Consider the following 19,691-nt stretch of genomic DNA (forward strand, 5'->3'; position numbering starts at 1 on the left):
GGCCCGATTGACCCCCATCGAGTACGAAGCCATCATGACCCCACCCGCAGCCCTGGCTGCATAAACCCACTGTCACCTACTCGTGCAGCAGTCCCCTCCAGTCTCCATCTGCCGCGGCAGGTGGGGCTGCGACCGCCCCGGTGACCGTGACCCTGAAGCTGACGTCAATCAGTGAACCTAGGCTGCCGCCAAGCAACTGCCGCAGAGCGTCTTCCTCCACGCGCACCACCTTTTTCGCCAGCCTGCTTGCAACAGCCTGGGGATCACTCTCCGGACCGGCTCGCCGCCACGAGTACCAGGACAGCCCCAAGGCCACTGCGCCGAAGACAGCACCCCAGACACTTGAAACCTTGTCCGCAGTGTCGAACCCGTCCTTCACCGAAGCCAGCCCGATGAACAGCCCGAGCACACCCAAGCTGGCCAGAAATACCGCCGCCGTGCGCCACGCCCGCCTCCAACTACGCATGTCTAGCAATTCTGCCGCTCAGATGCCGCTGTTCACCAGGCAAACAGAGAAGTTGGTGCGTGACAGCGAGTGAAGTTTCGTGCCGAGCGGATGACATGCTCCGGGTGTGGCGATTGGTCGATCGGGCGGTGCCCCGCGCCGCCAGGCTGCCTGTGACGACAGAGATGCGCGTCCGCCTGAAACGTCCCCGAGTCCCCGGGGCCTGGGGTGGGAAACGGTGGCCTTTCACGTCGGTGTCCAGTGGTGACATCCCTCTCTTCGGCACCACCTCGCCCGGATGCCACGACGGTCCTCACTCATGATTCTGTGCTGCGATCCATCCTGAAGAAGGATCCCGGCTGACCTGCATTCTGCGCGGCACCGCACCCCTTCCCCCGAGAACCACGCAGTCCCCGCCAACTGAGTAGCCACCGGCAACCGACTGGATCCGGGGCCAGCTCGGTCTTGGTGGGCTGACTCCGGCGGCCTCTGCCCGCGCCCGACGGCGCCCCCCTCGACCCGTCCGCCGGGCGGGCGAGGAACAGAGAGACAGCGGCCCGAACCTACGACGTTGCCGCGTCCCGCTGCGCCCGCTTGTCCCGGAGCCACTTGCGCGAACTGACCCCCGCCGGTTCGCTCTCCCACCTCACCTCGTCCGCGGCAGCCCTCCGACTGGACGGCCGCGTGCCCGGTGGCCAGGCGGGCGTACGCGAGAGCCTTGGCCACGGTCGACAGGACGGTGGCGGCGAACCGCGAGTCGTGCTGGTCCGCGACCGCCACGGCGAACGCATCGGGGAACGCCATCTCCGCCCGGGAGTTGATCATCTCCCACTCGACGTGCCCGATGCCGTCCACGGCGACGGTCTGGGGGATGAGGAGGGTGGCGTGAGCGCGGACCTCCCGGTACAGGCCGGGACTCTCCGGACTATCGCGGTCGAGATGGTCCTCATGGCCGACGGTCACGTGTACCTCGTAGCCGGCCCACGCGAAGCGGGCGGTGCGCTGCGCAGTGAGGCGCACGTCGGCGAGGGACGGACCAAACTTTGACGGGTCGGTCTGCCGCAGGCCGGGGAATGCGTCCAGACCCGCAACGGTGGCCGGTGCGGTTCGCCTGGTGACGCCGTCCCCGCGCACGCGGGGCAGAAGGCCGGGGCTCCCGGCTGCACCAGGACGACAGGCGAACTCCCTGCGGGATGACCCTTCGCCAACATCCGCCGGACTGTACGCAGCTTGCTGTGAAGGTCTGCATGCAGTTCTGTGGTGCGCAGGGACGGCCCACCGACGACGCGCCGGCGCGCGCCGGCACAGCCGTGGGCTGTCAGTCCTGCTGACACGTTGACGTCGGCTGCGCAACCGACACTTCACGAAGATGCGACCCAGAACGGACTCGCGCACGCTGGGGTCGGTGCGCCGGGCGCCGGCGGCCTTCCCCCACCACCTCCGCCCGGCCACGGACGCCTCGGCACCCACGCGCTCGGTCGACGCATGGCCGCACCGCGCCCTTGATCAGCCTGCTTCGGTCAAGGCTGCGCGCGCGGCGGCGAGAATCTCCTCGGAGAGCGGGGAGCCGTTGGTGGCCCGGGACAGGACCAGCGCGCCGAACAGGGTGCAGAGGCGGACGATGCCGTCCTGGTCGTCGGTGGCGAGGAAGCCGGCGAAGTCGGTCACCCCCTCGGTGTAGACGCGACGGGCCTCGCGCCCCCCGCCTTCGCGCGCGATGTCGGAGGCGAGGGCTGCGACCGGACAGCCGTCCGCCGGGCCGTCACGGTGCTCGACGGAGAGGTAGGTGTCGATCAGCACCTGCTGGGCGGCGTCGCGCCGCCCTTCGTACCGCTCGAGTCCATCGGTGTAGCGCCGGGCGAGCTCGGCGAAGGCGTGGGCGGTGGCCTCGTCGACGAGCGCCTCCTTGGAGGCGAACTGCTTGTAGAAGGCGCCGTGGGTCAGACCGGCCGCCTTCATCAGGTCGGCGACGCTGACGTGGGTGCCCTCCTCTCGGAACAGCCGGGATGCGGTGTCCACCACCCGCCTGCGATTTTCCTCCGCCTGCGCCTGCGATACCCGGCCCATGACCACCTCCTGCTTGGATGTCGACTGGCATCTATCGTAGACCCATGTTTAGATTGGAGGCATAATCTAAACCTCTGCGGATGGCCCACGACGCCCGCCAGGATCAGGAGTGAGCATGGAACTCAAGAACGCGGTCGCGGTCGTCACCGGCGCCAACCGGGGGCTCGGGCGACACCTGGCAGCCCAGCTCGTCGAGCGCGGCGCGAAGGTGTACGGGGCGGCCCGACGCCCCGAGACGGTCGACGTGCCGGGCGTCATCCCGCTGCGGCTGGACGTCACGGACGAGGCATCGATACGGGAGGCCGCCCGCGTGGCGTCCGACGCGACACTGCTGATCAACAACGCGGGCATCTCCACCGGCGCGACGCTGGTCGGAGGCGGCCTGGACGAAGTACGTCGCGAGATGGAGACCAACTTCTTCGGCCCACTCGCCGCGACCCGCGCCTTCGCCCCCGCTATCGAGGGCAACGGCGGCGGCGCCGTACTCAACGTCCTGTCCGCCCTCTCCTGGTTTCACCCGGCCGGCCTCGGCTCCTACGCGGCCTCCAAGGCTGCCGCCTGGGCGCTGAGCGACGCGACGCGTGAGGAGCTGGGACCGCGCGGGATCACCGTCTCGGCGCTGCACGTCGGCTACATGGATACCGACATGGCCGCCGACGTCCCCGCCGATCAGAAGGTCGCCGCCGCCGACGTCGCGGCCCAGGCGCTGTACGGCATCGAGACCGGTATGCCCGAGATCCTCGCCGACGAGACCAGCCGGTACGTCAAGCAGGGCCTGTCCGCGGCACCCCAGCCGAGCGCGGGCTGACGCTCACCTCTCCACCCCAACGCGACCGCCTCCCCGCCCCTCATGCAAGGACATCCCATGCGTTACACGGCCTTGGGACGCCGGACCGGACCGCGCGTGTCCGAGTACGCGCCGGGCACCGCGAACTTCGGCACCGGCTGGGGCGCCGGCGCCGAGCTGGACGGGGCACGCCGGATCTTCGACCGGTTCGCCGAAGCCGACGGCACCTTTCTCGACAGCGCGGGATGGCTACCAGTTCCGGCGAGTCGGAGGAAGCCTCCCTGGACCGCCTCCGAAGAGGCACCGCCGACCGCGTCACCGCCCCGGTCGTGCCGGTCGCCCGATGAGTCAACGCTGCTGAGGACGCAACGCGCCCGCACCGCAGCCAGAAAAACAACACAAAATATCTCAAAAAGTACGGCGACCATTCGGGATGCGCCCGCCGCCGAGATACCCGCCCCCCAGAAACGCTTTGCTAGGAGTGCTCCGTGAAGGCCTTCGTCCTCGAGAGGTACGGCTCCCCCTTGCGGGAGGTCGAGATGCCCGCACCGTCCCCCGCCCCCCATGAGGTGCTCGTGCGCATGGTCGCGTCGGGCGTCAACCATGCCGACGAGCGGCTCCGCTCCGGCGAGTTCAAGGCGATCTTCCCGTTCCGGCTACCCAAAGTCATGGGCGGTGAGCTCTCCGGCGAGGTCGTCGAAACCGGCTCCGCGGTACGCGACATCGCCGTGGGCGACCACGTGTACGGCTATGTCGACCTGGCAGCCACGGGCACCTTCGCCGAGTTCGTCGCGGTCGACGCCGCCACGATGGCACCCGTACCCAGGTCGGTGAGCCTGGTCGAGGCCGCGGGGCTTCCAGTCGTCGCACTCACGGCCTGGCAGGCTCTTGTCGAGATGGGCAAAGTGAAGAAGGGCCAGACCGTCCTCATCCACGGCGGGACCGGTGGCGTGGGATCGGTCGCGATCCAGCTCGCCAAGCACCTGGGCTGCACCGTCGCCACCACCGTCTCGACGGCGAACATCGCAGCCGCCCGAGAGCTCGGTGCCGACATCGTCATCGACTACCGCCACGACGACCTCGCGCAGAGCCTCGCCGGCACGCCCGTCGACCTCGTCCTCGACACCCAGGGCGGAGCCACGCTGCAGGCTTCCCTCGGTGTGCTGCGCCCCGGCGGCACCGTCATCGGCATCACGGGCCCGCCCGACCCGGCCTTCGCACGACGCATCGGCGTCAACCCCGTCGTCCGGCTCGCCATCCGGGCCCTGAGTGCCCGTACCCGCCGCCGGGCACGCGCGCTCGGGGTCACCTACCGCTTCCTGTTCATCACACCCGACAGCGCCGCGCTGCGCCAGGTCGCCGGGCTGGTCGACGACGGGGTGCTGCACCCGGTCATCGACCGGGTGCTCCCCTTCGGCCAGACCCCGCGGGCTCTCGACGAGGCGCTCGCCGGCGGCACACGCGGCAAGGTCCTGGTCGCCACCGACCCGAAGGCGGTGACCAACCGTGGCTGAGTCCGACGTCCGTCCCCGCCCGACCACGTGGGCCACGGCGCCCAACCGCCGCATCGTCGTAGGGTCGGACACGCTCGTGTACCGCGGCCTCGGCCCCGAGAACGGCGTCCCGCTGGTCCTGCTCACCTGGGCGCCACGCTCTACGAGTGGGATCCCCGATTCGTCGACGCGCTCGCCCGCGACCGCCGCGTCGTCGCGCTCGACCTCCCCGGGGTCGGCGGATCCACCGGCCGCGTCCCAGGCACCGTCGCCGCGATGGCGCGTGCGGCGGAGGGGTTCGTGGCCGCCCTCGTCCTGACCCGGATGGACCTACTCGGATTACTCGCTCGGCGGCTTCGTCGCCCAGCAGGTGGCCCTCGACGCGCCGGGGCTCGTGCGCCGCCTCGTGCCGGACCTGCGGCCTGCACGACAGGCCTTGGCGCCGTATAGGGCCCTGACCCGGTCAGCCTCGGCATCCTCCGCATCGCCGAGGCCGCGTCGCGCAGGGGAGAGCCTGGTGCCGGGCCGGCCACGGACCAGGGCGTCTGACGCGTTCGGCGAGCGTCCCGTCGAGCAGCACATACTCCGGGTCGGTCCCACGCAGAAACTTCAGCAGGCCCGGCGCCCGGTCGGCCAGGAGGCCGATGACCGCGGTGGTGCGAGCGTGGGCGGTGCCGACCGAAATGCCGAAGGCCGCAGCGATCTGGGGTAGGGTGTCGCGCTTGTGCGGGTACACCGGAGCGACGAGCGCGCGCATGTGCGGCGGAAGCTTGCAGCGGCGTTCACCCTTGTGGGTGACGATGAGCATCGTGACCCACTCGACCAGCGCATGAGGCAGGCCAAGTGCGGCAGGGTAGGGGACCAACGAGGCACCTGTGCTGATGAGTTGAGACTTCGAACATCTCCCTCAACGGCACGTGGGCCTCGTGCGTTGCGGCCTCACCGCCGTCACCCGACCGCTGGCCACTCCGACAACGCTCAATGAAAGCTGGATCGGTGCGACAGCTGGCCGTATCACCGGCTGGACAGCTACAGCGGGCTGTCTCATGATGCCCGGTGAGCCCGAAGAGCGGCACGGATGCCCACAGCGGGGGTCCGGCTTCGGCCGCAGACGATCCGTCTCTCCCGCATCGGACAGTCAGGCTGCTCAGAAGGTGGCGAGGCGGCTTCCTGGTCCGTGCCAGTCCAGGCACAGGACGGTGGCGTCGTCTCTCGGCGGGCGGCCGTCGTATGCGTCGGCGACCGCGGCGACCATCGTGCGCACGACCTCACGCGGGTGCTCGTCGGCGGTCCTGCGCAGGAGATCGGGCAGGTCCACCGTCTGAGCTTGGCGTTCCTGCATGCCGTCGGTGTAGAGCAGGAGGCGGTCGCCGGGGCGCAGGTCGAGGTCCTGGACCTGGTAGGTGTCCTGGTAGGCGACGCCGAAGGGCATGTTCACGGCCAGGCGCAGTTCGGTGACCGTGCCGTTGCGCAGTCGCAAGGGCCAGGGGTGGCCGGCGTTGATGAGCTGGGCGTGGCTGCCGTCCAGCGCGATGCGCACCAGCTGGCCGGTGGCGAAGGTGCGGTTGCCGTGGTCGAGGAGGGCCTGGTGCGTCTGGCGGGCCTGTTCGGCGAGGTCGGCTCCGGAGCGGCGGGCGCCGCGGGAGGCGTTGACCAGGAGGGTGGCCATGAGTGCGGCGCTGACGTCGTGGCCCATGGCGTCGGTGATGGACAGGTGCAGGACCTCGCTGTCGAGGCTGTAGTCGTAGGTGTCGCCGGCGATGTCGGAGGCCGGCACCAAGGCGCCGGCGAGTGTGAACTCGGGGGACTCGCAGGAGGCGGCCGACGGCAGGAGCTGGCGCTGGATCTCGGCGGCCAGGCTGACTTTCGTGGTGCGGTTGCCCCAGTAGTAGAGGTCCGTGAAACGCCGGTCGGTGACGATGATGTACGCCAGCGCGTGCGCGGCCTCCTCCACCTCGAGCAGCACATCCGGGGTGACCTGGGTGAGGAAAAGTTCCAGGACCCCGATGGTGTCGCCGCGGTTGGTGACCGGGGCGAGTACCCGTAGCCCCTGGCCGTTCTGCGAAGACACCACCGGCTTCTGGCTGCGCAGGACCTCGTCATAGACGCTGCTGCCCGAAAGAGACAGCCGCTCGGCATGGCGTTCGTCATGCGGGGCCCGTCTGTCGTTGACCCGCAGCAGGCGCCGGCCGACGACGTCGACGAACAGGAACGACACGTACGTCGCACCGAACCGGGCGCGCAGATTGCGCGCCACGACGTCGAGGGAGCGTACGGGCGCCGCGTCCTCCGCCGCAGCCAGGACTCCGGCCAGATCGATCCGCTCATCTGCCACTTCAGCCTCCATAGGTTGCGGCTTCTTCTTCCCGCGACACGGCCGAAGACAACACGACGTGATCGCCAGAAGATGGCCGCACAGGGGGCGTCACGATGTCACATGATCCCAGAGGTGACCTCTAGATCGCCGCCACCCATGCACCGGTCGCCCGTTCATGCCTGCGTCTCAGCAAGATCCGCAGATCACAGCAGTCCAACTTCGGTGGCAAACGGTCCACCTTCAGTGTCGGAGGACAGCGGGCCCCGTCGCGCGACGTGAGAAGGCCAGGTGGCGGGGATCGAGCGGGAGCCGACGGAGGTGCGGATACCCGGGACGGCGCTGGACGCCTTCGCCGCGGCGCTGAGCGTGCAGACGGGGCGATGCGGACCTGGTCCGACGGTGGCGAGTGGATGTACCCGGTGGGCGCGTGGGAGCAGCACGGCATCGCGGGCCTGGGACAGGTCACGCACCGTCTGATCATGCCGGGCGCTGTCGGTTCGCTTCCACTCGGGGGGGCACTTCGGTGTACCGGAGCGGTCCGTCACTGTCCGGTGGGAATGTGCCCCCGAACTCGTCCACGAGGCGTTCGAGCGCGTCAAGGAGGGCATGATGTTCCTCCGCGAGTTCCGGGGCTACGAAATCGACGACGTCCCGGAGCAGAGCGTCCCGGGCATCCTCGACCCCGTGTGAGACCGCGAGGGGGACGCGGCGTAGGGAGCCGACGGGAAAGCGTGTTCAGCCAGGGCGCTGTGGCTGGGAGGGCTTCGAGGATCCGTCCTGCCTTGGCTCGGTCGGATGTCGCTGCTGTCACCGTCAGTCCCTCCCTTCACACGCCCGGACGAAGGCGGTGACGGCGTCGTCCACGGTGCTGCTGTGCTGAGCGAACGCCACGGGGTCGAGGGCAGCGAGCCGCGCCGGATTTCCGTAGTTGTGGAGGTGGAGCTCGAACTGGGCGTCCGCGGCGGCTCGTACGGCTGCGTGGATTGCCTGCGCTGCCTGTTCCTCGTTCGGGGACGCGTCCAGGAGGAGTTCCCGGAGCCGGTCTCTGAGCTTCACGGTCGCCATGTCGACGTGGGCCAGGGCATCCGGCACGTGGGCCTCGGCGTCGGGTGCCGTAACGGCCAACCACTGTGGAACAGTGCGGTCTGGCCTACCTGAGCAGCCTTGAGGAAGGCCCCTGCCCGCTCCCCGGTAGCTAGGCGAGCCACGCGCATCCCTGGCCTCCACGGGACGGGTGTGCCGAACCACGATAGTTGGCACCAGGAAGGATGTCTGAACTGCGGCCCTCCCGGCATAGAGGCACCGTAGTCGTCACCAAAACGGCACGCCGCTTGTCACCCATGACAGGACCGGCAGGATTGTTGTCGCCGACTCGCTGGTCTTCCGGCGCGCTGGGCCCGTCTCGGTGTCCGCCTCGACCCTGACCACCGGCTGCGGTCTCGACCAGGCCCGCAGCCAGGCAGCCGCTTTGAGCCGACCCCGCCGCCCTATTTATCCATCGGTGGAAGCAATTCCACCGGCGCCGACACCGCCCGGTCTGTCTCCTGGCTGGCCAACGGTTCCTACCGGACACGGAAGTCTCCGCGCCCGGGCTGACGCGCCTTGGAGGACCGCTTCAGACATCCTCCCCGGCGGACCGCGACTGCCCGCAGGCGAGGGTGCGGCGCGTCACCAAGGTCTGGGGGTGCTCAGGGCCCAGGATGCGCGTCTGGTCGGCCAGCAGCTCGGTAAGCAGGACGAGCGCCCGGCCGCGGTCGCCGACCGCGCCCTTCCATCGGGCGAGGGTGTGGCGTGTCGCGAGGGTCTGCGGGTGTTCGGGGCCCAGGATGCCGGTCTGGTCGGCCAGGAGCTCGGTGAGCAGGAGGATCGCCCGGCCCGGATCGCCGGCCTCGGCCTTCCAATGGGCGCAGGCATGGCGTGTGGCCAGTCGCAGCGGATCGAAGGCGGCGAGCAGATCCCCCTGTTCGGCGAGCAGGCTTTCCAACTCGCACGCCGCCCCGACCGGGTCTCCGGCCATACCCCGCCACCAGGCCAGGCCGTAGCGGGCGGACGGAGCGGGGGGCTCCCACTGGGGCAGCGCGCCCGGACTGCGGTCGGTCGCACCGCTGCGCGCCTCCATGCGGACTGCCATCTGCCGGTCTGCGGCTCTTTGCGCGAAGCGGACGGTGCGGCGGAGCGAGAAGGACCGGGTCCGGTAGGTCAACGCGTCCAGGCGGTCGGCCAGCAGTGCTTCGAAAGCCGCGACGGCCGCCGCCGGGTCCCCGCTTTCGCCCCGCGCCCGGGCCAGACCGTAACGCGTGGCGAACGTGCTCGGAGTGGCTGCTCCCAGTACGTCCTCCTTGTCCGCCAGGAGTCGCTCGAAGGCTGTCGCCGCTCCTGCGGGGTCGCCGGCCTCCATCTGCCACCACGCGATGTTGTGGCGGACGAAGAGATGCTCGATGTCCTTGCCGCGCTCGGCTCCCTTCGCCCCGACGGAGAGGCCGGCGAGGAGCCGCTCGAAGTGTTGCCGGGCCTCCGCTGCGTGTCCGGCCTCGCCCAGCCGCAGGCCGAGGCGGTAGTGGGAGCCGTCGATGCCCGCGGCCGCCGTCACGGGTACGTGGTCGGCCACCGCCTTGGCGTTGGCCTGCAGCGCCGCCATGAGCGTGTCGTCCCGCTCCTCGACCGGCCAGACGTATTCCAGGGCCTCCGCAGCCGTTTCGGCATCGAGCCGGACCAGCAGGCCGCTCAGATCCCGCCCACCCGCACCGTCGTCGTCGGCGCGCCCGTCCCGCATGAGGGCTTCCCTGGTCGCCCGCTGTACGAGGTGATGGACGCGCACCGTTTCGTGGCGGGCGCCGGGCACGAAGTCGACGAGACTGAGCCGGTGGAGGCAGCGCAACGCGTCAGCCGCCTCCTGTTCCGTGACGACCCTGGACACCTTCTTCCGGTCCCCTCGTTTGAGGACCATTGCTCTACGGGTGATCGCCAGGCTGTTGAGCACCGGTGGTGCGGTGAGGACCTCCGTCGGGATTCCGTTGGGGTCCAGTACCGAGGCCAGCTCCAGCACGGGCCGGGCCAGCCCCTGTGGGCGCAAAGCGTCGGCACGCTCGATGGACAGGGACCACGTTGCAGCGATGACGTCGTGGTGGTCGTCGGGCAGGTTCCCGCGCTCCGGCACCACGTCGGCCAGCTCGCGGGTGCGGTCGGCCAGTCGGGTGCGGTAATCGGCACAGCTCAGGCCGAGATCGATCAGGTAGGTCACCGCCTGGGCCAGCGCCAGCGGCAGGTGTCCCAGATCCTCGGCGAGGGCGGCGATCTGCGCCGGCTCGTCGTCGCGTTGTACCGAGGCGAGCTTGGCGGTCAGGTAGTCGACGGACTCCCCGGGGGAGAACAGGCCGATGTCGATGCGTCGGCGCCCCGGCCCGCTCAGCGCGGCATCGCGTCGGCGTGTGGTGACCAGGGCAGCGCCACGGCGCCGCGCGGGCGGCCACAGGCCGTGCAGATCGCCGGGATCGCCGAGGTCGTCCAGGACGACGAGCCACCTCCTCTCGGTCGTCTGCAGCCAGGTCAGCAGTCGGCCGATCGCCTCCTCGGGATCCGAGGGGTCCGCGCCGGCGACCTCGGTGCCCGCTCGCGCGTAGGCCGTGGTGATCGCTTCGCGGCTGCTCGCGTTGATCCACATGAGCAGGTCCACCTCACCCGCTTCCCACGCCGTACGGGCGTAGTGCGCGGCGAGTTGCGTCTTGCCGACCCCGCCCGTCCCGGAGAGCAGCTGGCACACGACGGCGGTTTCGCCCTCGGCGACTGCCCGGTCCAGGAGATCGGCGGCTTCCCGGTGCTGGAAGCAGTCGGCCCGGCCGGGGACGAGACCGATCTGGCGCGGCCAGACTTCCCGCACCGGCGGCGCGTGGAACGTGACACTTCCGGCGCTGCCCACGGCCAGCCCACCGTGCTGAGCACTGATCGCCGTGTGCGCGTTGAGCGACGGCACGGCGGGACCGGATGTGGTCGCCTCTACTCCACACCCGGCGAGGGAGGGTTTCCCATGTTCACCGTCCCGATGCGAACGGCAGCGACCGAGCCGTCGCCCGCCCGGACGCTCACGTTCCCGCCGACAGCCAGGCCGTCGTCCCCTGCCGAGACGCCGCCGGCAGGGCGGGCGAATGACGCCAGCGTCGTCAGCTGGTCGGCCACTTCCGCGCGCTCGTCCGCGTCCAGGCGTCCCAGCAATTCTTCGAACCGGTCCCGCCACACGCCTTCGAGACGGCTGCGCGCGCGCTCGGCGTCGTCGTCTTCGGCGCCGCTCAGTTCCGCCGCCGCACGGTCGGCTCTGGCGAGGACGAGCTCCGCGTCGCCCCCGTTCTCCCGTCGGAGAATGCCGCCGAGCCGCGTTCGCACGCTTTCCCAGACGTCCGTGCCGGCGGCCGCGGCCACTGCGGTCCCCGCGCTTGCGGCCAGGGCCATCAGCGTTTCGTCGAGCACCGTGTCTCCCCCAAGGCAGTGCGTCCGTACGAGCGGTGACCCGCACGCGTCTGTCAGGCAACCCAGCGTACGTTCGCGGCCGTTCGATCGGAACGGCGCCCGCAACATCGACGCGGAGCGGGAGGCAGCCGCCTCGGGGAACGAGGAACCCGGGGCGGCGGGTGCACCCAACACTTCCACGAACGGGCGCAGAGCCGGTTCTGCAGGGTCCCGAGGAGAGCTGCTGATGAGCCCAGACGGGCGACCAGTTTCCGTAGTACCGGATCGACCTGGTTCGTCCCCCGCCCGGCCCCCTTTCGAGGAAGGGCGGCCGGAGGAGCCTTCCTCGCACCGGTGGCGTGCCGGTGAGCTCGTACTGCCGTCGAGTCCACCGACACGTCCCAGTCGTCGATACCGCCCGCCGCATCCTCGGCTGCCTGGACGCGGGACAGCAGCATCTGCCAGGTCCCACCAAGTGACCAGCGACGATGCCGTTTGTAGACCGTCTCCCACGGCCCGAACCGCTCGGGCAGATCCCGCCACTGCACGCCGGTCCGCACCCGGTAGAGAACCCCGTTGATCACCCGACGGTGGTCACTCCACCGACCACCACGCGCACCAGCACGAGGCAAGAACGCCTCCAGCCGAAGGTCTTGCACTCGGTGATCTTGGACGGCAGGGTGTCCGGCGTGCGTTGGTGGACAACGGACGGGACGTTCGGCCGGATGCTACGGGCCGCTCAAGCGAAGGTGGATACGGCGGGCGACATCAAGTGGCTGGTATCCGTCGATTCCACGATCGTCCGGGCCCACCAGCATGCGGCGGGGTCATGAAGAAGGGGGATCCGCGACCCGGCCCACGGCCGGTCCAGAGCTGGCCTGACCAGCAAGACTCACCTGGCGTGTGGCGGTCGGGGCCGGCCTCTCGCTTTCGACGTCACGGGCGGCAACACCAACGACTGCATCCGGTTCACCACCGTGATGGACGCGATCAGGGGGCCCCTCATCGGACCGGGACGGCCCCGCACCCGGCCCGATCCCGTCCTGGGCGACGAGGGCTACAGCTCGAAGGCGATCCGCGCCCGGCGAGGCCGCCACGGTGGCCGCCCGCCGGCCTTCGACCGTGAGGCCTACAAGCACCGCAACGTCATGGATCGGCGCTTCACCCGCCTGAAGCAGTGGCGCGGCATCGCTACCCGCTACGACAAGACCGCCCAGTCCTACGAAGCGGCCGTCACCCTCCCTTCACTCCTGATGTGGGCGTGACACTTGACGATAGAACTTGGACAAGCCGTGAAGGTCCCGACGCCAACCCGGGTGACCCTGCGCCGCTGCAACCAGACACTGGTCGGGCGTCCTGGCCAGTACTTTCGGCCACCGGCTGACGCCCGCGTCGCCCCCTGGCTATCGTCAGGGCAGTCGGGACAGGGAGGTGGCCGTGCGCGGTGCCATCAGGGGCGCGTCGCTCGCCGGAATCGCGGCGGCCGTGGCCGTGCTGGCCTCCCTTGCGGCCAACGCCGCCACCGCCCAGGAACGCTGGCCCAGCGCACTCGACCGCATCCGGCAGCAACCGTGGTGGTGGGTCGCCGGACTCGCCGTCGCCGGGATCCTCTTGGCCCTCGTCCTGGCCTGGCGCCAGGAGCGACCCGCTGCGGCCGCCGGTGATCCGCCCACTCCATCCGCGCAGACCATTCCGGACTGGGTGATCGACCGTAGCGAGCGGGCCCGCACCGTCAAGGCGGTATGCCGCACTCGGCGCGGCAGCCGTACCGTCGCCATCACGACTGCTCTCGACGGCGCCGGCGGCTTCGGCAAGACGGTCCTCGCCCGGGCAGTGGCCGCGAGTCCGCGCGTACGGCGGTATTTCCGCGGCCGGATCTACGTCGTCACGATCGGCCGTGACGTGCGCGGCCGGGCGGCGATCGCCGCCAAGGTGGCCGAGGCCACCCGCTTCATCACCGGCGACACGACGGCCTTCGACGACCCGGGGCTGGCGGGCGACCACCTCGGCAGGCTCCTGGACCGCCGCCCCCGCACCCTCCTTCTCCTCGACGACGTCTGGGACGCCGAACAACTCGGCCCCTTCCTGCGCGGTGGCGCCCGCTGCGTCCGCCTCGTCACCACCCGTGTCCCCGGCACCCTGCCGCGCGGCACCGAACGCGTTCGCGTCGACCGGATGTCCCCCGCCCAGGCCCGTGCGGTCCTCACCTGGGACCTGCCCGCGCTCTCCGAACCCCTTGTGCGCGACCTCCTGGCGGCGACCGGAGGCTGGGCCCTGCTCCTGCGCCTTACCAACCGGCTGATCAGCCGCCGCATCGCCACCGGCAGCGATCCGGAGCACGCGGCGGCGGAGACCCTGCGAGGGCTCGTCGCGCACGGCCCCGTCGTGGTGGACTCCGACCCGGCCACGCTCGACCTGGACGATCCGGCCCGCCGCGCCCAGGCCGTCCGGGCCACGGTGGAGGCGGCCCGGACCTTGCTGCCGCCCGGCAGCGGCCGGCGTCTCGCGGAGCTGTCCGTCTTCGCGGAGGACGAGGCGATCCCTGTCCCGCTGATCGCCTCCGCGTGGGCGGTGACGGGCGGCCTGACGGAGGACGAGAGTCGTACGCTCTGCGCCGCGTTCGACCGGCTCTCCCTGGTCTCGCTCACCCCTGACCACGGCGGCCGCGTCGCGATACACGACGTGCTCCGCGACTATCTGCACAGGGAGCTGGGCGAAACGGCCGCGACGGCGCTGCACGGAACGCTCGCCGACGCCTTCGGTCACCGCCCCTGGGAGTCGCCCGAAGGATACGTCCTCGACCACGCGATCGAGCACCTGCTCGCCGCGGGACGGACGGATGACGCGGAGCGCGTCGCGAGCGACCTGCGCTGGATCGAGACCCGACTTCACCAACATGGCCCCATGGCGGCCTGGGCCGACCTCTTCGACGTCCCCACACAGCACGCGGCCCGGCTCGCCGACGACCTCACCCGGGCAGCCCACCTCCTCACCCCGACCAACCCGCCCGAACTCCTGACGAACGTCCTGCACAGCCGCCTGGTGTCGCTGCCGCTGGCTCGAACGGGTCGAGGGGCGGCAGGCCGCCCTCGAGAGCGCGGGCCAGCCCCTGCTGCGCAACCGCGGTACCCCGCCGGACCTGCCAGAACCGGCGCTGCTCCGCACCTTTCTCGGCCATAGCGGACCTGTGTGGTCCGTCGGGATCCGGTCCGACGGCAGGTCGCTCGTCGCCGTCGGAGCCGAGGGGATGGCCCGAGGGCTCGACCCGGAGAGTGGCGGGGAGTTCACCCTGGACGTCCGGGGCCCTGGGCGCTTCGCCGTCCTCGCGGTCGCCCCGCACAACACCGGCATGGTGACGGGCGGCCCGGGCCGCACCTTCCACACCTGGACTTTCGACCGGGCCACCCCACCGACGCGAACCCTCGGGCCGGCCGGGGGCCGCAGGGCATCGGTGCGGGCCCTCGCGGCCTCTGGGAGACGGATCGCAACCGTCGCCACGGACGGCACCCTGGAAATCTGGGATTGGAGCGGGAACCACCTCGCCCAGAACGTCCAGCCGGGTGACCAGCACACCTGCGTGGCATTCTCCCCCGACGGTATGTGGCTGGCCGTCGGCAGCCACCGACGAGTCCGGCTGATGTCAGAGGACCTCACCCGAGTGCAGGACCGCGGTCCCACCGGCGGCGCTCCGGTGAACGCCATCGCCATCGCACGGGACGGCAGCTGGATCGTCTCCGCCGAGGCGAACGGTGATCTGCAGATCCGGGACGAGACGCCGCCCCACCACACATCCGGCATCTCCGCACACAAGGGACCCGCCACCGCAGTGGCGGTCTCGCCGGACAGCAGGTGGCTAGCCAGCGGCGGCGAGGACGGCACCGTCGCGGTGTGGGACCGGCGGACACGGGAGTGCCGCACCCGTTACAGCGCCCATACCGGTCCAGTCCACGCCGTCGCGATCACACCGGACGGCACCCGGGTGATCAGTACGGGAGAGGACGGAGCGGTACGAGTCTGGGACAGCAGGGGGCCGGAGCGCATCCGCTCCGGCGACGGCGACGGCATGTGGGCGGTCACTGTCGTCGGCGACGCCGAGCTCCTGGCCGTCGCCCACCGCGACGGAAGCACCCGGCTCTGCGACCCGTACGGTGACACCCGGAGCAGCCCTCTGTCGTCACGTCACGGGGAGTACCGAGGGCCGGTCGCCTTCGCGCCGCACGGCAGTTGGTACGCGGCAGGCCACCTGCACAGCGTCGAGATCAAGACCATTGACCAGTCGGCGGTCACGGACCCCGCCGTTCTCCCGCTGGGCCCCTCCACCACCGCGCAGGCCCTCGCCGTCTCCCCTGATGGCAGGTGGCTCGCCATCGCGGACTCGGCCGGAGCGCTTCAGTTGTGGAACCGTCTCCCGGAAGCCCGGACCGCCACCGTGCCCGGGCAGTGGGGGGCCGGCAGCCGTGCGCACGCCATCACCGTCGCGCCCGACGGGACCTGGCTTGCCGTGCTGCGCCACCGGTACCGGTCCGGCCGGACCGGTACCGAGTCCCTGGTGCAGGTAGTCCGCCTCACGGAGGGCTGCGTCGTCGCCGACCACCAGATCCACATCCACCGCGGCGAAAAACTCACCGGTCTCGCTGTCACACCCGACGGCAGCCGCCTCCTCACCACTTCCCTGACCGGAGACGTGAGCCAGTGGGACCCGCGCACCGGCGCCCTCCGGACCACCGTCACCGACCCTGACGGCCCCGTCAACGCACTCGCCGTCTCCCCCGACGGCAAGTGGATCGCCACCGCCGGGCCTCTGCTCCGCGTCTGGGACATCGTCACCGGCCGGACCGCCGCCGGCGTCCGAGCCGAGGGACCGCTGACTTCCTGCGCCTGGCTGCCCGACGGCCACGGACTCGTCGCCGTCGGCGAACGCGGCCTGTACCTGCACGAGTTCAGGCCCTAAGTGCGTTGCTCTTACCTACGCATACCTGCTGATGTCCCGAGCGGAGACAGACGAGTCGCTCTTTGCCTGCGGGCCCACAGGCCCCTCTACCCGGTCACCACGTGCCGCCACCCTCTCCACCGACACCCCGCTCGTCCACCCCAGGGCCGTTCCAGCCCTACAACCCCCACCCAGCCCCCGACATCACACCCCACCCAGCACTGACCCAGCTCGCTGGATGCGCGGTCACCAGGCACGTCGTGCCCCCGCCGTCCCCTCTCGGCGGCCTCGACCCCGAGCGGCCCGGGTGGCGTAGCCGTTGCCCCAGCTGTCGTCCCGCAGGATGTAGCTGATGGTGCCCATCGTCGGGTGCGTCGGCGCAGGGAGATCAGGCCGATCAGGTCGTCCTCGTGGATGATGCCCCGGCTCCACTGCGCGCGGGGCCTTTCAGCGGCTCGGGCGAGGGCCGCGCGGACCTTGTCGTGGGCCTGTTCGGAGGTGAGGGGCTTGCCTGTGGTGTAACCGCGCCGACGCGCCGTCCCTGGACCTGGAGGCGGTCCAGGCCCACTGCCGGCCAGGTCTTGCCGGCTGCAAGGTCCTGCGCCAACTGGTCCTGACCGACCGCCTCCAGCGCTCCCCCACCGGCAAGGCCGACTACCGCTGGGCCCGCACGATGGCGGGAAACGCGGGGGCGGAGAGATCCGTCCAGGAGCGGGTTCCTTATATTCCTGGGGCCGTCCTGGCCTCCAGGGCGGGGGACTCGGACACCCATACGTTCGCTTGTGAGCTGATATGAGAAGATTCGCGGCCCGATGGCTGCACGCGTGGGCGCCCGCTCTGGCCGCCGTCCTGCTCGTCGGGGGCCAGGCGACGCCCGCCGTGGCCCTCGTCCCCGGGGACCCGACGGCGACCGGCTACACCCGCGAGTCGGTGCGCGCGGCGACCTGGAACATGTGTGGGGAGGCAGGCGGTTGGACCGCCTCGGATGCCGGGTACTGCCCCTGGCGGAACGGCGCCGCCACCGGACGCTACGACGAGGACGGCTTCTCGATCCCCGACGGCTCCGGTCCGCGCAGGAAGATGGAGGGCGTCGTCAGGCTCATCAACGAGCGCAAGCTCAACGCCGTGCTGCTCCAGGAGGTGTGCGTCGGCAGGACACCGGGCGATGCCACCGGAACGAGCCACCTCGACGAACTCAAGAAGCTTCTCCCGGCGGGCGAGTGGAGCTTCGCCTCGGCAGGTGTGACCCGGCCCGATGACCCGCATGGGATAGAGCCCGAGCGCAGGGACCCCGAGCTCCTCGACTCCGAGGGATCGGACTGCCGTGGCGATTACCTGACCGGCACGCTGAGCAACGCCATCGCCGTCAAGGGAAAGATCACCTGGCGGTCGGAGGACGACTTCGAGACTCCGGTCGGCACCGGCCTCTCCATGAACAGCGGCACCATCCTCTGTGCCGAGGTGGAGGGCTGGGAAAGCCACCTGTGCAGCACGCACATCTCCAACTTCCACGCCGACACGACGAAGGAGAAGAAGGAGCCGCACTGGGAGGTCCCGATCTCGACGGAGACGGCCGCGGCCTACTACCGAAAGCAGCTCGACATCGTCGAGCGGGTCGTGAAGCAGTTCCCGTCCGTGGTCCTGGGCGGTGACTTCAACACCAGCAGTCAGACAACGCTCAAGCCGCTCTACGACCTGATGGCTGAGTGCGACCAGCGGGCGTACTTCCCCGGCGACGCCGTCAACGAGCACACCAAGCTCACCCGGGGCAACGAGGGCACGTCGGCCAACGGGGGGTACACGTCGTACACCATGACCTTGTCCAAGATCGACTACCTCTTCTCGACCGGCGGCTTCACCGGCTGCGACTCGCGGACGGAGTTCGGCGACCGCACGGACTACCTGGTCGCGACCCAGCCGGAGTGTCACCTGGGCAAGAGGAACTGCAGGCCCGACGACGACGCCTACTCCGACCACACCCCGGTCTACGGCTACACCCAGGGCGGCCCCGTCGTCTCCTGGAAGCTCGACGGCAGCGCCACCGCGACGACCGGCCCGGCGGCCGAGCTGAACGGCGCGAGCAGTGACGGTACGAGCGACTGGCGAACGGCCGAGCACGGCGGCGCGCTGTACATGGACGGCCGGGTGGACGAGGCCATCGTCGCCCGCGCTCCCGCGGTCGACACCACCCACAGCTTCACCGTCTCCGCCTGGGCCAAGCTCGACGCCGACGCGGGAACGTCCGCCGTTGTGTCCCAGGACGGCACCCGGGTCAGCGGCATGCTCCTCTTCTACAACGCGGGCGACAACTCCTGGCGCTTCAGCCTGCCGAGGGCCGACGCCGACGGCTGGAACATCGACCAGGCCGTCGCGCCCGGCGCGGTCAAGGGCCAGTGGACCAGGCTCACCGGCGTCTACGACGCCTCCACCGGCAAGGTGAGCCTCTTCGTCGACGGCACGAAGGAAGCCGAGACCACGCACACCGCCAGGTGGGCCGCAACCGGCCCCTTCGTCGTCGGCCGCGACCTCGTCAGCGGCGTGCGGAACGCCGGCTTCAAGGGTCACATCCAGCGGGCCGAGGCATTCTCCTACGCCCTGCGCGACGACCAGGTCACCTCGTACTCCGGGACCATGACGGCCCCGACCGACAAGAGCGTCGCGATGCCCGTCGCCGAAGGCACGAGCTCCCAGGGCTGTCACCAGCACGGCGACCTGTACGGGAACGCCTTCGGCACCGCCGTCACGCTCACGCCGACGCTCACCGCGACGGTCCGGCACCCCAACCCGTCCAAGGACGTGTGGGCCGAGTTCTCCCTGTGGGACAACACCACCTCGACCCAGATCCTGAGCCTGGGCACGCCGGGCTCGAAGAGCTCCACGGTCAAGGGCCAGGGTACGGTTTCGCTCACCGTCCCGACGCTCCCCCCCGGCCACAGCTACGGCTGGCTGGTACGGACGGCCGATGCGACGACCAACAACAACCCCGTCTCCGCCAGCTGTCACTTCCTGACGCCCACCGCCTGATCCTTGCGGGCGAATCCCGCGTGCCCCGGCCGGAGGGTCTCTGGCCGGGGCACGCACCGGGTACGCGCCATCGGATGCGCTCAAGGGCCGGCCTCCCGACCCCGGTGTGGTCCTGATTCCCGCAGGCGGTGCGCCTGCTGATCTTCCGGCACTCCGAGAGCGGTGTCTCGGCGTCGTCGCGGCGCGTG

13 protein-coding genes and 3 pseudogenes are annotated in these 19,691 nt (G+C 70.5%); 8 read left to right on the forward strand and 8 right to left on the reverse strand.

The genetic code is table 11. The features are described 5' to 3' along the window. Positions 1 to 76: 76 nt before the first annotated feature. The gene (locus ABZ371_RS09035; RefSeq protein WP_358675631.1) at positions 77 to 466 is read right to left on the reverse strand and encodes a hypothetical protein; all 390 of its coding nucleotides are present in this window, start codon (positions 464 to 466) and stop codon (positions 77 to 79) included. 738 nt (positions 467 to 1,204) lie between these two features. Between ABZ371_RS09035 and ABZ371_RS09040 the strand changes: the two genes are divergently transcribed. Then, complete coding sequence (locus ABZ371_RS09040) at positions 1,205 to 1,492, forward strand: hypothetical protein (protein WP_358675634.1); 288 nt, start codon at positions 1,205 to 1,207, stop codon at positions 1,490 to 1,492. 459 nt (positions 1,493 to 1,951) lie between these two features. Here ABZ371_RS09040 and ABZ371_RS09045 read toward each other — a convergent pair whose 3' ends face one another. Continuing rightward, a complete protein-coding gene (locus tag ABZ371_RS09045) occupies positions 1,952 to 2,512 on the reverse strand; it encodes a TetR/AcrR family transcriptional regulator (RefSeq protein WP_358675637.1) in 561 nt (186 codons plus the stop codon). Positions 2,513 to 2,627: 115 nt separating this feature from the next. Here ABZ371_RS09045 and ABZ371_RS09050 point away from each other — a divergent pair, with 115 nt between their 5' ends. Then, positions 2,628 to 3,320 carry an SDR family oxidoreductase gene (locus ABZ371_RS09050; protein WP_358675640.1) on the forward strand — a complete coding sequence of 231 codons (693 nt, stop codon included), beginning with the start codon at positions 2,628 to 2,630 and terminating at the stop codon, positions 3,318 to 3,320. A gap of 467 nt (positions 3,321 to 3,787) precedes the next feature. Beyond that, positions 3,788 to 4,813 (forward strand): NADP-dependent oxidoreductase, encoded by a 1,026-nt coding sequence (locus ABZ371_RS09055; protein WP_358675642.1) that lies wholly within the window; start codon positions 3,788 to 3,790, stop codon positions 4,811 to 4,813. Positions 4,814 to 5,345: 532 nt separating this feature from the next. Here the strand turns inward: ABZ371_RS09055 and ABZ371_RS09060 are convergent. The 6 genes and pseudogenes from ABZ371_RS09060 to ABZ371_RS09085 all read right to left on the reverse strand — a co-directional run. After that, positions 5,346 to 5,657: pseudogene (locus ABZ371_RS09060) on the reverse strand (transposase family protein); the annotation flags it as partial. Between the two features lie 282 nt (positions 5,658 to 5,939). After that, positions 5,940 to 7,127, reverse strand: a complete 1,188-nt coding sequence (locus ABZ371_RS09065) for a PP2C family protein-serine/threonine phosphatase (protein ID WP_358675645.1) — start codon at positions 7,125 to 7,127, stop codon at positions 5,940 to 5,942. Between the two features lie 795 nt (positions 7,128 to 7,922). Further along, positions 7,923 to 8,234: a hypothetical protein gene (locus tag ABZ371_RS09070; RefSeq protein ID WP_358675647.1), complete on the reverse strand. Its 312-nt coding sequence runs from the start codon at positions 8,232 to 8,234 to the stop codon at positions 7,923 to 7,925. 490 nt (positions 8,235 to 8,724) lie between these two features. Further along, complete coding sequence (locus ABZ371_RS09075) at positions 8,725 to 11,079, reverse strand: NB-ARC domain-containing protein (protein ID WP_358675649.1); 2,355 nt, start codon at positions 11,077 to 11,079, stop codon at positions 8,725 to 8,727. Positions 11,080 to 11,102: 23 nt separating this feature from the next. Further along, positions 11,103 to 11,570, reverse strand: coding sequence for a hypothetical protein (locus ABZ371_RS09080; protein ID WP_358675652.1), 468 nt, complete (start codon positions 11,568 to 11,570; stop codon positions 11,103 to 11,105). 53 nt (positions 11,571 to 11,623) lie between these two features. Beyond that, positions 11,624 to 12,193 carry an IS5 family transposase gene (locus tag ABZ371_RS09085; protein ID WP_358675677.1) on the reverse strand — a complete coding sequence of 190 codons (570 nt, stop codon included), beginning with the start codon at positions 12,191 to 12,193 and terminating at the stop codon, positions 11,624 to 11,626. A gap of 63 nt (positions 12,194 to 12,256) precedes the next feature. On the opposite strand from ABZ371_RS09085, the pseudogene ABZ371_RS09090 reads away from it, so the two are divergent. From ABZ371_RS09090 to ABZ371_RS09110, 5 genes and pseudogenes are all read left to right on the forward strand, one after another. Continuing rightward, a pseudogene (locus tag ABZ371_RS09090) lies at positions 12,257 to 12,814 on the forward strand (IS5 family transposase); the annotation flags it as partial. 172 nt (positions 12,815 to 12,986) lie between these two features. Then, complete coding sequence (locus ABZ371_RS09095; protein ID WP_358675655.1) at positions 12,987 to 14,729, forward strand: NB-ARC domain-containing protein; 1,743 nt, start codon at positions 12,987 to 12,989, stop codon at positions 14,727 to 14,729. 7 nt (positions 14,730 to 14,736) lie between these two features. After that, positions 14,737 to 16,500, forward strand: coding sequence for a hypothetical protein (locus ABZ371_RS09100; RefSeq protein WP_358675658.1), 1,764 nt, complete (start codon positions 14,737 to 14,739; stop codon positions 16,498 to 16,500). A 511-nt stretch (positions 16,501 to 17,011) separates the two neighbouring features. Beyond that, a pseudogene (locus ABZ371_RS09105) lies at positions 17,012 to 17,275 on the forward strand (hypothetical protein); the annotation flags it as partial. Continuing rightward, complete coding sequence (locus ABZ371_RS09110) at positions 17,272 to 19,503, forward strand: LamG-like jellyroll fold domain-containing protein (RefSeq protein WP_358675661.1); 2,232 nt, start codon at positions 17,272 to 17,274, stop codon at positions 19,501 to 19,503. The pseudogene ABZ371_RS09105 and the gene ABZ371_RS09110, both read left to right, overlap by 4 nt. Positions 19,504 to 19,691 lie beyond the last annotated feature (188 nt).

This window comes from Streptomyces sp. NPDC005899, assembly GCF_040629645.1.
Lineage (GTDB): Bacteria > Actinomycetota > Actinomycetes > Streptomycetales > Streptomycetaceae > Streptomyces.